Source organism: Cupriavidus mimosae, from assembly GCF_023952485.1.
GTDB classification, from domain to species: domain Bacteria; phylum Pseudomonadota; class Gammaproteobacteria; order Burkholderiales; family Burkholderiaceae; genus Cupriavidus; species Cupriavidus taiwanensis_C.
The window spans coordinates 1-670 of record NZ_JALHRY010000108.1; the positions used below are offsets into that span (position 1 = coordinate 1).

Annotated in this window: 1 rRNA gene; it reads left to right on the top strand. The window is 51.3% G+C overall.

The annotated features are described in order from the left end of the window. Positions 1–130 precede the first annotated feature (130 nt). Positions 131–670, top strand: a 23S ribosomal RNA gene (locus MKD50_RS30555); the annotation flags it as partial.

Below are 670 nucleotides of genomic sequence, written 5' to 3' on the forward strand. Positions count from 1 at the left end.
GGGTTGTGATTGTATCAACCAAATGTATTTTAAAGTGATCGAAAGATGACTTGGAATACGGCACAAATGCGAGAACTCAACCTGTAGTGAGCGGTGTCCTGAGCGCAAGCTTGAGACACACTTGTTATAGGGTCAAGCGAACAAGTGCATGTGGTGGATGCCTTGGCGATCACAGGCGATGAAGGACGCGGTAGCCTGCGAAAAGCTTCGGGGAGCTGGCAAACAAGCTTTGATCCGGAGATGTCCGAATGGGGAAACCCGGCCCGAATGGGTCATCCCACACTGAATCCATAGGTGTGGGAAGCGAACGCGGCGAACTGAAACATCTAAGTAGCTGCAGGAACAGAAATCAACCGAGATTCCCAAAGTAGTGGCGAACGAAATGGGATGAGCCTTGTACTCTTTAGCAGCATTGTTAGCAGAACGGGATGGAAAGCCCGGCCATAGCAGGTGATAGCCCTGTATGCGAAAACAGCGTTGTGGAACTAGGTGTACGACAAGTAGGGCGGGACACGTGAAATCCTGTCTGAAGATGGGGGGACCATCCTCCAAGGCTAAATACTCGTGATCGACCGATAGTGAACCAGTACCGTGAGGGAAAGGCGAAAAGAACCCCGGGAGGGGAGTGAAATAGATCCTGAAACCGCATGCATACAAACAGTCGGAGCCC